This is a genomic window from Bacillus sp. B1(2022), assembly GCF_040259625.1.
GTDB lineage: Bacteria > Bacillota > Bacilli > Bacillales > Bacillaceae > Bacillus > Bacillus velezensis.
This window is the reverse complement of sequence record NZ_JANIFO010000015.1, coordinates 70,218-82,104: the sequence shown is the minus strand read 5'-3', so window position 1 is coordinate 82,104 and position 11,887 is coordinate 70,218. Positions and strand designations below refer to the sequence as shown.

Annotated in this window: 14 protein-coding genes and 1 other RNA gene; 4 read left to right on the top strand and 11 right to left on the bottom strand. The window is 43.7% G+C overall.

The window, feature by feature from the left end; all coding sequences use genetic code 11:
* Positions 1 to 429: 429 nt before the first annotated feature.
* The 4 genes from csaA to NQS30_RS20075 form a co-directional block, all read right to left on the bottom strand.
* Positions 430 to 762 (bottom strand): chaperone CsaA, encoded by a 333-nt coding sequence (gene csaA / locus NQS30_RS20090; protein ID WP_043021809.1) that lies wholly within the window; start codon positions 760 to 762, stop codon positions 430 to 432.
* Positions 763 to 830: 68 nt separating this feature from the next.
* Positions 831 to 1,541, bottom strand: a complete 711-nt coding sequence (locus NQS30_RS20085) for an AraC family transcriptional regulator (RefSeq protein ID WP_007407997.1) — start codon at positions 1,539 to 1,541, stop codon at positions 831 to 833.
* 52 nt (positions 1,542 to 1,593) lie between these two features.
* Positions 1,594 to 2,160 carry a TetR/AcrR family transcriptional regulator gene (locus tag NQS30_RS20080; protein ID WP_015239994.1) on the bottom strand — a complete coding sequence of 189 codons (567 nt, stop codon included), beginning with the start codon at positions 2,158 to 2,160 and terminating at the stop codon, positions 1,594 to 1,596.
* A complete protein-coding gene (locus tag NQS30_RS20075) occupies positions 2,160 to 2,879 on the bottom strand; it encodes an MBL fold metallo-hydrolase (RefSeq protein ID WP_020955928.1) in 720 nt (239 codons plus the stop codon). The genes NQS30_RS20080 and NQS30_RS20075 overlap by 1 nt, the downstream gene beginning before the upstream one ends.
* 225 nt (positions 2,880 to 3,104) lie before the next feature.
* Here NQS30_RS20075 and NQS30_RS20070 point away from each other — a divergent pair, with 225 nt between their 5' ends.
* Positions 3,105 to 3,626, top strand: a complete 522-nt coding sequence (locus NQS30_RS20070) for a CcdC protein domain-containing protein (RefSeq protein ID WP_025284845.1) — start codon at positions 3,105 to 3,107, stop codon at positions 3,624 to 3,626.
* A gap of 29 nt (positions 3,627 to 3,655) precedes the next feature.
* Here NQS30_RS20070 and czrA read toward each other — a convergent pair whose 3' ends face one another.
* A complete protein-coding gene (czrA, locus tag NQS30_RS20065; protein WP_012117736.1) occupies positions 3,656 to 3,988 on the bottom strand; it encodes a Zn(II)-responsive metalloregulatory transcriptional repressor CzrA in 333 nt (110 codons plus the stop codon).
* 191 nt (positions 3,989 to 4,179) lie between these two features.
* Between czrA and NQS30_RS20060 the strand changes: the two genes are divergently transcribed.
* Positions 4,180 to 4,845, top strand: a complete 666-nt coding sequence (locus NQS30_RS20060; protein WP_003153802.1) for a lysozyme family protein — start codon at positions 4,180 to 4,182, stop codon at positions 4,843 to 4,845.
* Between the two features lie 64 nt (positions 4,846 to 4,909).
* On the opposite strand, the gene NQS30_RS20055 is transcribed toward NQS30_RS20060, so the two are convergent.
* Positions 4,910 to 5,446: a DUF420 domain-containing protein gene (locus NQS30_RS20055; RefSeq protein ID WP_015239997.1), complete on the bottom strand. Its 537-nt coding sequence runs from the start codon at positions 5,444 to 5,446 to the stop codon at positions 4,910 to 4,912.
* A 144-nt stretch (positions 5,447 to 5,590) separates the two neighbouring features.
* Complete coding sequence (locus tag NQS30_RS20050) at positions 5,591 to 6,373, bottom strand: VLRF1 family aeRF1-type release factor (RefSeq protein ID WP_218791225.1); 783 nt, start codon at positions 6,371 to 6,373, stop codon at positions 5,591 to 5,593.
* Between the two features lie 188 nt (positions 6,374 to 6,561).
* Between NQS30_RS20050 and NQS30_RS20045 the strand changes: the two genes are divergently transcribed.
* Entirely contained in the window at positions 6,562 to 7,065 is a 504-nt protein-coding gene (locus tag NQS30_RS20045; RefSeq protein WP_007611949.1) for a GNAT family protein, read from the top strand.
* A 64-nt stretch (positions 7,066 to 7,129) separates the two neighbouring features.
* Positions 7,130 to 8,107: a S66 family peptidase gene (locus tag NQS30_RS20040; protein WP_160223473.1), complete on the top strand. Its 978-nt coding sequence runs from the start codon at positions 7,130 to 7,132 to the stop codon at positions 8,105 to 8,107.
* 31 nt (positions 8,108 to 8,138) lie between these two features.
* Here the strand turns inward: NQS30_RS20040 and NQS30_RS20035 are convergent, their stop codons facing one another.
* The 4 genes from NQS30_RS20035 to ssrS form a co-directional block, all read right to left on the bottom strand.
* Complete coding sequence (locus NQS30_RS20035; protein WP_032866464.1) at positions 8,139 to 8,531, bottom strand: hypothetical protein; 393 nt, start codon at positions 8,529 to 8,531, stop codon at positions 8,139 to 8,141.
* 162 nt (positions 8,532 to 8,693) lie between these two features.
* Entirely contained in the window at positions 8,694 to 9,563 is an 870-nt protein-coding gene (locus tag NQS30_RS20030; RefSeq protein WP_007407985.1) for a 3D domain-containing protein, read from the bottom strand.
* A 235-nt stretch (positions 9,564 to 9,798) separates the two neighbouring features.
* Positions 9,799 to 11,577, bottom strand: coding sequence for a DNA helicase RecQ (recQ, locus tag NQS30_RS20025; RefSeq protein ID WP_216061662.1), 1,779 nt, complete (start codon positions 11,575 to 11,577; stop codon positions 9,799 to 9,801).
* Between the two features lie 107 nt (positions 11,578 to 11,684).
* Positions 11,685 to 11,870, bottom strand: a non-coding RNA gene (gene ssrS, locus NQS30_RS20020) — 6S RNA.
* Positions 11,871 to 11,887: the final 17 nt, after the last annotated feature.

Here is an 11,887-nt window from a genome sequence, read left to right as displayed (position 1 = left end):
TGCTTTTCTGAGATTGATAAATTGTTCTCTAATCTGATCGTATTGTTTTGCCCGCTTTTCTGCGGCTGAAATGAACGAGGCTGCTTCAAATACTTTCATTTACGGCTCCTTTCTGCTTCTTTCCGTCTAAATTTTACCATAGGATATAAGATTAGATGAATCTCTTGCATTTGTCGAACTGCTTTATTCAAGATCATAAAATTTCAAAGAAAACCTTACACGAAGGAATCTGGGATCGGCAAAACAAAGCCAGATATAACATATATTAAAAAATCTCTTGCATTTCTACACCCGCCATGCTATATTGATATAGCGATGAGCTGAATTGTGTAAGCCGATGCACATGCCCTTGCGGCACACACGAATGTGGCGTGTGGTGTATCGCCTCAATACGCAAAAGACGTTTGCTTCTGCAAACGTCTTTTTTTATTATCCGATTTTCGTTCCATTCGGTACTGTCTGCTCTGGCGTAAGCAGGACAACGTCTCCTTTTTCCGGGATGCCGCCGAGAACGAGAACTTCTGACTTAAATCCGGCGATCCGCCGCGACGGAAAGTTGACAATAGCTGTCACCTGTCTGCCCGTCAGATCACCCGGTTCGTACCGTTTTGTAATCTGGGCGCTTGATTGTTTCATGCCGATCTCTTCGCCGAAATCTATTGTCATCTTAATGGCCGGCACCTTTGCTTCCGGAAATACTTCCGCTTTTACGACCGTTCCTATTCTGAGATCAAGCTTGATAAAATCTTCAATGACTGCCATATCAAAAACTCCTTTTTTACAATCATGTTACCAAAAAAAGAAGCAGTTTATTTAACCGATTTTCAGGATTATTTATCAGATTGAAAGGTGTTTCGGAAGACACGCGGCGTTATTCCCTTATGTCTGACAAACCATCTGGTAAAGGAAGACAAATTTTGAAAGCCGACCTCCTGACTGATGTCTGTCAGCCGGCATTTTGTTTCAATAAGCATTTGTTCCGCTTTCTTCATACGGAGCTCAGCAATATAAGCTTGCGGGCTTTTCCCCGTCTGCTTTTTAAACCAGTCGGAATAATACGCCGGGTGGTAATGTTCCATTGCGGCAAGCTCTTTAATTGTAAAAGTCTTTGAGAGATTTCGGCGGATATACGCAATTGAATCATTTGTACGGTTTTCTTGTATCTTTTCAGCAATATATTCTGCAAGCAGACTCAATGAATGAGCCGATTGCTGCTTTGTCTCTTCTGTCAGCAGAAACCGAATCGATGTCCAAAAAGGATCAAGCTTATTCAGAACGCCGGGGGCAAAGGAACCTTTGAAAAAATATGCCGGTATGTCGAGAACGAGACATTCATTTCGCTCCAAAGAACGGAACCGATGTTCATGCCCGGGCGGAATATACAACATTTGATCAGGTTTTAATCTGATTTTACGTCTTTCTGTCTCCAGGTCCAGCTGTCCTTCGAGCGGAAAGAGCATTTGACAGTATGTGTGTGCATGAGAATCAAAAATATGTGAATAGGTGCGCCGCTCACAAATGATATGTTGTAATGAATCCATTTGTCCCTCCTTTTTACATGATGCGTCTTTTTATTTAGTTTACATAATAATATTATTGTTTCCTCTCCTGCAAACCTCTTAGGAAAGCAACAACTGCAAACTTCCGGCTTTCCTTAATTGATTCGGTTAATTCAAATGCACTCTGTTTTCTCAACACGGCAAATCCGTGAAGAAGGCTCCTCAGTCCTCTCGCAGCATGAATCGCAGTGTCAGACTGTGCATATCCGTTAGCTGTCAGCTGCCTGACAACAAGCCCTACAAGCAGGCTTGACAGATTCTCAATCCGGCCATCTTTTATCTTTTGAAATGTTGCGTCATATAATCCGGGATTGGCTTCGGCGAAATTGATATAGGCATCGGCGAGAGCAAGCAAAGCCGTTTCGCCCGTCAGTCCTTCTGCAGAGGCCGCCATTTTTTCATATAACATAGTTAAACCGGAGACAGCCAGCTCTGTTTTAATTCCTTGAAGGCCATTGACAAAATTGTAAAGGGAAGGCGGTTTTACGTTTAAGGACTTTGCAACAGCCGCAAGCGTCACTTCGTTCAGCCCTTTTTCGTCAGCGATGCCTGCTGCAGCTCTCAATATCATGTCAAGGCTCATTCCGACTCTCGGTGACATTATGATCGGCCTCCCGGCAGGCTTCGTTCGGCTTCCTCAACAGCCTCAGCCATCATTTCAACGGGATTGCAGAGAACATTTCCATGTCCGGCGGCCAGACTGCTTGGTTGATGAGCGATAAGTGTTCTTGCTGTTTTTACAGCTTCTTCTTTATTCCACGTAGCAAAAGCCGGAAACGGAAATTTCCATTTCAGCTTCCCAGAAACAGCAAGGCCGCCCCGTACTTGAAAGGCATCTCCGACGATCAGCATATCATTTCTCATATCTTTAAAAGCGAGGCTTCCCGGCGTATGACCGGGAGCGGGAATGACAAGTAAAGATCCGATCCGCTCGCCGCCTTTCAGCAGGCGATCAGGTTCGGTCTGAACATTTTTCGGCACTCCCCCCTTTATCGGCGTTTGTGCTTCATGCTCAAATAATGAAGTGTCACCTTTCAGCAAGAAAGAATCCCGCTCAGAAATACAGACGGAAGCATCCGGAAATTCCGCAGCTAATGAGTCAAGCGAACCGATGTGATCCCCGTGCGCGTGGGTGAGTAATATGTCATTCAGCGGCTTCCCAAGCTGCCGCAATGCTTGTTTGATTCCTTTATGACTGTTAGGCAGTCCGGCGTCAATCAGGGTTACTCCTTCTTCTTCTTCAACCAAATAACAATTCACCGGGAAGAGCGCGGGAAAAAAAGTCAGCTGCCAAACGGTTCCGTATTGTAAGATTCTCATCAACATCCCCCTAAAAACTAATATCATTAGTTTTATTATAACTAATACCGTTAGTTTATCAAGAGTTTTCTGTTTAAATCCTGAATAAGGCGCGGGCGCTTCTCTTATGCAAAAAAAAGAAACGTGCATACTGTGATAAAAGATGCTTTCAGCCTGCGAATAAATCAGACTACTAAAACCAGCCGGATAAGCATACACTACTCAACGGAGGGGGAGTTCCACACCATGCATATCACACTTCAAAGCATCTGCCCTATCTTAATGATTGCCTTTTTTCTGTATAAAAAGGTGAAACGGTCCGTCGGCTTTCAGCCTTTGAAACCCCGCTGGCTTTATACAAGAATGATTTTGTTTTCATTGCTGGCCGCAGCTCTGGCGTTTTTCAGCATCACACACCCAGCTTTATACGGCTATCTTATATTCGGCACTTTTTGCGGCTGGCTTCTGGTCCTGTTTGCAAAACGGAACATTTCATTTGAAGAACGCCGCGGAAAAATGTATTTTCGCACTCACCTGTGGATTGAACTTATTCTATTAACGTTATTCCTATCGAGATTTTTTTATCGCGTTATTGAAATGTACCGGGTCACAGCGGACTTTACCCATCCGGAGGCATACAGCCAAACGGTCGGGGCCGATCCGCTGACCATCAGTATCTTTTATTTCATCGCAGTTTATTACAGCGGCTTCTCTTTTTATGTTTTAAAAACGAGCAGAGACCAAACCAATAACAGTCAGTACGGCTGACATCCCTGTCTAAAAAGCAGGGATGTTTTTTAATCGTGCCGCGTATGGTGAATCATTTGCTGAAGCACATCTAACACATGTTCATCCTCAGGAGAATAATAGATGGATGTTCCTTCTCTGCGTGATTTGACGAGGCGCAGATTTTTAAGAAAACGCAGCTGATGAGAAACGGTAGACTGCAGCAAATTCAGCTTTTCTGCGATATCATTTACCGCGTGCTCACCCTGTGACAGCAAATGGAGAATTCTGATTCTGGTCGGATCAGACAGCGCCTTAAAAGTCTGGGCAACCAAAAATAAAGTTTCCTCATCTAAATCGACAGCGGGGTCATTTTTGTTTCCGGATTCGTGAAATTCAGTCATATACCTCACCCTTCTTTTCTCAAGTAGCCCAATTATACCAAATGTCAATTGATGCAGATACATCCTGCGCCTGACAAAAGAACCGTTATTTTAAATTTATGTTTCAAATACGGGTTTCCGCTTGGTTTCGCGCATTCATCTGTGTCATAATGAAAAAGTCATAATGCTCCTGAAATTGAGGGTGAAACACAGTGGAGAAAAAGAAAAAAGGCTGTTTCGCTGCCGCGGGTCTTATGATGATATGTGTTTTTGTCATGGTTTCCTTCTTCCTCATTCTGTTATTTTCAAATAATGAATGGCTCAAAAGTCTTCCGTTTGATGTCAAGCCGATCGTCCTTGAACGGCTGACAGATTACAAACCGCTTGTTGAAGACGAGCTGGATGAAAAAGGACTCACCAAATATACATCGCTTGTACTCGGCATGATATATCAGGAGTCAAAAGGAAGAGGAAATGATCCCATGCAGTCTTCAGAATCTCTGGGTTTAAAGCGAAATGAGATTAAAAACCCTCAAACCAGTATCAAACAGGGAATCAAACAATTCACTCTCATGTACCAAACAGGCAAGAAAAAAGGCGTAGACTTGGATACGATTATACAAAGCTACAACATGGGAGCCGGCTATATTGATTTTGTGGCTGAACATGGAGGATCGCATACTGAGGAACTGGCAAAACAATACTCCGAGCAGCAGGTCAAAAAGAATCCGAAACTTTACACTTGCGGAGGGAACAAAGACAATTTCCGTTATCCCTACTGCTATGGTGATTACACGTACGCAGAAAAAGTAAAAGCAAAAACAAAAACCGTTGAACAATCCTTAAATGTAACAACACTTGAAACGCTTGAAGAGTAAAAGGCGCCCTGATGAGGCGCCTTTTTCAATCAATAGAAAAAAGCCGCGCAGAGCACGGCTTTTTTTAATAATACGGTGAGATCATTAAGTATACAATGACACCCGTCAGACTGACATACAGCCAGAGCGGCATCGTCCATCTCGCGATTTTTTTGTGGCGCTCCACTTGCATGCTGAATCCTCTGATCAGCGTAAACAGCGCAAGCGGCACGATAATGAAGGAAAGGCAAATATGCGTAATTAAAATAAAGAAGTAAATCCCGCGCATGATGCCGTGGCCGCCGAATAAAGTATTCTCAGCTATCGAGTGGTACACGACATAGCAGATCAAAAACAGCAAAGTCGTCGTAAACGCCGCTAAAATAAAGCGTTTGTGCGCTTGAATGTTTTTTTGCTTAATCATAAAGAGCGCTGCCAGCAAAAAGATAAACGTGAAGCTGTTAAAAATGGCATTTAACATCGGCAGAATATGAATATTGGCAATGCTGACCTGTCCCGATTTCGGCATAAAAAACAGCACCGCAATTAATCCGTTGATCAGAACGGTCAATGTCAGCACGACACCGGTATAACTTTTAGGTTTGTTTTCTGTCTGATTCATCTTATGACCTCTCTCAATTTTACTGACTATCCAAATGGTATGAGAATTCAGCTTTGATGTCAACGGTTTCGCCCGCTTCGTCAGAAATTAGACAAACTTAAGCCCTAAAAAGACCGGGTGTTTGAGACCCGGCCTTTCGTCATATTATGCTTCCTTCAACAGTTCTTCTATCACCTTATGTTCGTTTTCATTCAACAGATTTTTTGGAATGATCCGATCAATCGGTTTATTCATGTGCTGATCGAGAATATCGGCTGTTTCTTTGTCCCCTGCGATTACGAGACGCTCCCATTGGTGTGAAGCGGCCTTCTGATCAAGGTTCGAAGCCAATCGTTTATACAGCCTGTTTTGGTTTTCTTCGACGTGGGCTTTGGCGGCGTCTTCGTCCATCGATGCGGAGTTTCCGCTTACATCCTGCGGTTTCCACGATTCATTGATGACGTCGTAATGATAATGCTCCACTCCTTCAATTTTTCCGAGTACGGTTTCTATGATCTTCACTTCATTCTGCTGGGTGAGAATAAAAGCCGTGCTCGGAAATTGTTCACGAAGAATTTCTAATTGATCAAGGACAGCCGTCTCTTCCCAATAAAATCGTGTTTCAACAGGCACCTGCAATTCAATCGTCTCCCAAATACCGCCTTCTCCCGACGCAAAAAATACGAGACTTCGCGGCATCTCTTTACCAAGCCCATCGATATATTGATAGACACGTTCCATGATGCGGACGAGAGATTTTTCTTCTTCCGGATCACTGGCAGACAGATACTCTTTTAATCTCCGAAAACCGGTTTTCAAGACGATTTTCCACTCTCCCCCCTGCTGATCCGGATTTCTCATATCCGTATTTACATATAAGGAAAGCATTTTATCAGGAGATTCCGTCATTACGTACTTCAATTTGCCGATGAGTGAGTCAATTGCCATTATAGATTCCTCCTTTTTCCGCTGCTCACTGTTCCTTTCCCTATCCGCACCGCCTTAAAAACGTCAATCCACATATAAACGGCAGACTTTTCTAAAAAAGTTTTTGCAAAACCCATTTACAAACCAAGACATCATTTACTACAATGGATACTTGTGTTTAACTAAGACTTTTACGCTGTGAAAGGAGTATGATTTTGTTTACTGCAGAAGAAAGAGATCAGAAAGAGCTGGAAAAAGAGCTTCATAAACTTGAATTTCAGATTTTCAGAATGCGGGAAAATCTGATAGATGTATCAAAAGACGCGCGAGTGCTTGGTATTGATCAATCGAACAATGACGATTGGATCATTGTTTCCTCGATTGATGATGGCCAAACATGTAAGATTATGCTGACTGACTGTGAGTCAGCCTACCGGGGAAGAGGCTGTTTTTCACTGATCGCCTCTTATTATGACAATGCCATTCATATCGGGGACATTAAAGGCCCGCCGAACCACGGCTACGGCTCGATCTGCATGAAATTTTTAAAACATATCGCCAGAGAGCAGAATATCCCGAAAGTGACGGGCGACATCGCTAAGCGTGATTGGGATCATGTCGACAGACTCATTCATTTTTATGAAAAGCATCACTTTGATGTCTGGATTGACAATGATACGCAATCAGGCGGCATTAAATGGGTCGACCTGTAAAAAATAATAGAGAAACCCTCTTTTATATGGTGTAATAGATTAAACCATATAAGGAGGGTTTTTTTTGTATCCGGAAAAATTGAAAAAAGGTGACGGCATTCGTATTGTGTCTCCGGCCACAAGCATGTCCGTTATGTCAGATGAAAATATAAATGCCGCGAAGACAAAATTGGAGGAGCTGGGCTTTTGTGTCTCTTTTTCAGAGCATGCGAAAGAAATAAATGAATTTGATTCATCATCCATTGAATCGCGTGTACGGGATCTGCACGAGGCTTTCGCTGACCCTGACATCAAAGCGATTTTGACGACACTCGGCGGGTTCCAATCAAATCAGCTGCTCCGCTATCTTGATTATGAAAACATCAAGCGGCATCCGAAAATCCTTTGCGGCTATTCAGATATTACCGCTCTCGGCCATGCCATATATCAAAAAACCGGCCTTATTACATATTCCGGTCCCCATTTTTCTTCATTTGCCATGAAAAAAGGGCTGGACTATACGATTAAGTCTTTCTTGGCCTGCTGTGCTTCTGACAACCCGTATGAGGTAAAGCCTTCATCCGAGTGGAGTGATGATAAATGGTATTTGAACCAGGAGGACAGACGTTTTTATCGGAATCCGGGACCGCTCGTTATTCAACCCGGATATGAGGAAGGAACACTTATCGGAGGAAATCTATGCACGCTGAATCTTCTGCAGGGCACCGAATACTTTCCGGAGATGGAACAAGTGATTCTGTTTATAGAAGATGATCATATGTCGGACATTCATATGTTTGACCGGGATTTGCAGTCACTCATCCATGTTCCCGCTTTTTCAGCCGTGAAGGGAATTGTCATCGGACGTTTCCAGCATGCTTCAAATGTGTCTGAGGAGGCTCTGCGTGCCGTCATCCGTACAAAAGAAGAACTGTCATCCATGCCTGTTATCGCAAATGCTGATTTCGGCCATACCTCCCCTTTGATGACATTCCCGATCGGAGGAACATGCAGGATAGAAGCCGGCTCAGAAGGCGGACGGATATGGATCGATCGGCATTAATACATAAAGACGGGAAAACCGCCCCGTCTTTTTATTTTGACGCCTTATGCCGCGGCGTGCGCGGAGCGATCATAATTCCTCCGCCGGCCGCTGCCGTCACCCATACGGAAGCTCCTTCATAAAAACGGCTGATCTCTTCATTATATACGGCATGTGTCAGTTCACGTTTATCATGCGTTCCGTCTTGGTTTTTTACGTTTAAAATAAGCACAAGCTCGTGCCTGCCATTCTTCATCACGCCAGTACGTCTCACCTTTTCAATAACGGCTGGCCTTCCTCTCCCTCTGTCAAGCGCCTGAAACAGCCTGACAGCAGGCATAGACAGTCCGATAACGAGCACAATGGCGAAAGCGGTGCATATACCTGCTTGAAACACCGGTGATTCTATGAAGGCATTCCATAAACATATAAATTCCGGCTCCATTAAATTCATACATCCCTTCAGATTCCGTTTTCACATCCATTCCTTATTATATTAGAGAAACGCTTTTTCTTTTTCCGCATATAACGATTATATACAGTCAAAAAAGGGAAGAAAAAAAGAACACAAAGCATTTCGTCTTGTGTTCTTCATCTCTATATGAAACTAGTCTAATACTTTAACATTTACTGTTCTGACGCCCCAGTTGTTAGCGTCACTTTTCTTTGCAACAAATACGTCAATTTTATTTCCTTTAATTGCGCCGCCTGTATCTGCTGCTGTTGCCACTCCGTAACCTTCAACATAAACCTTAGAGCCAAGCGGAATGACACTAGGGTCTACCGCGATGACTTTTGCATCAGGGTTTTTGTTTAAGTCAACACCGGTTGCCGTTACACCGGAAATGCCGCCGTCGTTAGCAGAGTAAGCAGTTGCAGTCATTGTCAGCTGCTTTTTAGGCTCTTGTTGGTTTGTATTTGATTGAACAGGCTGCTGTTTTGCTTCGACAGCCTTCGCTTCTTGTTTAGGTTGTTGTTCTTGAACAGGTTCTTGTTTAGGCTGCTCGTTTTTGACAGCTTCTTGTTTCGGCTGTTCTGTCTCGGCAGCTGGTTTTTGTTCAGTTTGCGGCTGGCTGGCTTCTTGAGCCGGCTGTGCAGCCTGAGCCTGACCTTTCACATTTAACGTTGTGCCTGCGTAAATTATATCTGATTGCAAGTTATTCAAGCTTTTCAGATTGCCGACTGATGTTCCGAATTTCTGAGCAATTTTCCAGAGGCTGTCGCCCTGCTTCACTGTGTACTGCCCAGATGTGGTTGTTTCTACTGAAGAAATAGTCAGTTTCTCTCCTTCAATGATTAAATCAGAAGATAACTGATTCCATTCTTTTAAGTCCTTTAGGTTCACTCCGTTTTTTTGCGAGATCCCCCAGAGCGTGTCACCCTTTTGCACCGTGATTTCTTTAGCAGAAGCGTGAGCTCCAAATGCAGTTGTTGAAATTGCTGCAACTGCGACAAAGGACATAATCGTCTTCTTCATAAGTAAATCCTCCCTTGTTAGCTTTTTATTGGCGGCTAACAGGTGATATCGTAACATATGAAAATGTCAGTTCAATAACAAAACGATTTGAATTAGATTACAGTTCCTTTACATGAAACATTTCTCTCGCTTGGTAAGTCTTGCTGAAACCCTGATACAGCAAGGGTTTTCAAGCTTCTGATTTTTCCGGCGCGAATGAAAAACACAATGTGCAAATTTCTAAAAAAACTTTTTTTCACTCTGTTTCTCTTACATAATTTCGGATTTCTTCTAAAAAAACTGCTCCGTATTTCAATCTTTTTTGTTCCCCAACCCCTTTTACGGAAAGAAGATCCTGATCCGTTTTCGGAAGTTTCGCCGACATTTCTTTTAACGTCTGATCTGAGAACACGACAAATGGAGGCACACCCTGTTCAGCTGCAATTTCTTTGCGGAGACGCCGGAGAAGCTCAAATAATTCATCATTCTCGGTAACGGCGGCGGCCTGTAAGGCTTCTTTTCTCGCGACTGCGCTTTTTCCAAGCAGAACGTCCCTGCCTTTTTGGGTGACCATAAGCGTCGGAAATGTGCCGTCCGCCATTCTGATATATTCATCTGAAATAAGGAATTCGATAAAATCACTGATTTCCGCTGCGGATTGATGCTTCATAATGCCGTAAGTGGACAGGCTGCTGAAGCCGTTTTCCAGCACTTTTTTATTTTTTGACCCGCTAAGCACCTGCGCCACCATCGTTTTTCCGAAACGCTCATTCATTCTGATGATGCATGATAATACCATCTGCGCTTCTTTTGTGACGTCATGGGCGGTCCTTGTATCAGTGCAATTGCCGCAAGCTTCGCAAGCTTCTGCCTCATTCTCGCCGAAATACTTCAGAATAAACCGTTGCAGGCAATCTTCCGTATGACAGTAATCCACCATCTGTCTCAGTTTTTTGAGATCCTGCTTTTGTTTTTCTTCTCCGGCGGCCGATTGGTCTATTAAAAAACGCTGCACCATAATATCCTGCGGCGAAAACAAGAGCACACACTCGCTGTTAAGACCATCGCGCCCGGCCCGTCCGGCTTCCTGGTAATAGCTCTCCATATCTTTCGGAATCTGCGCGTGTAAAACGAATCTGATGTTGCTCTTATCGATTCCCATTCCGAAAGCGGACGTAGCTACCATCACTTGTATCTGATCGTTAAGAAACCGCTCCTGCTGGTCTTTTCTGTCATCATCCGCCAATCCGCCGTGATAACGGCCGGCATTGATGCCGCTGCGTTTTAATTTCTCATATAAACGGTCGGTTTCTTTTCTTGTCGCTGTATATATAATGCCGGCTTCGTGTTTATTTTTTTCCAGATACTGCTCGATAAACCGGTCTTTGTTTTCGCCCTTTACTACTTTAAACGTTAAATTCTCTCTGGCAAAACCGGTATATACAGTTTGTTCTTTCTTAATATGAAGCTGCTTGCATATGTCATCATGAACCTCAGGCGTAGCCGTCGCCGTTAATGCGATGATGACGGGCGGTTCTTTTAATTCATTAAAAAGGATTTCGATATTCCGGTAACTCGGCCTGAAATCATGTCCCCATTGCGATATACAGTGAGCTTCGTCAATGGCGACAAGAGGAACCGTAATATTCTGCAGGATGTGAATGAATTCAGAAGAAGTCAAACGCTCCGGTGTGATGTAAAAGAGCCGGTAAGCCCCTTGTTTCAAACCGGTCAGGCGCTCATGAATGTCACGGCTTGTCTGGGTGCTGTTAATATAAGCTGCCGCGATACCCGCTTCTTCAAGCGCGTCGACTTGATCTTTCATTAAGGAAATAAGAGGGGAAATAACGATTGTGGTTCCTTCAAACAGCAGTGCGGGAATCTGATAGCAGATTGATTTTCCGCCCCCCGTCGGCATAATGCAGACCGTGTTTTTTCTCTCCTCTGCAACTGATTGTATCGCCTGCTTTTGGCCCGCGCGAAGACTGTCGTAGCCAAAATAATGCGCCAGAAGGGATTGGGCTTTCTCCAGCATATGTTGTAAAACCTCACTTTGTCTTTGATTCTTTTATTTTATCATACTGATAAAGTACGCTGCTCAAGGGCAATTCAAAATAAAAAGCCATCTCCGCAAGGGAAATGGCTTTCGCTACGTATGCCGTACGCAAGTAAGAAAGTTTTAAACCACCACTCCTCAAAGTGGGTGTTTGCAGAAGCGTTCCTGTCGTCCTCTGCAATGGAGGCATGACATTCCGGCTTCGATATAAAACTCCCTATTACAGCTTAAAGGTTAAAACTTAATTAACAATACGAACAATGTAGCTTCTCTTATATCCTACACCATC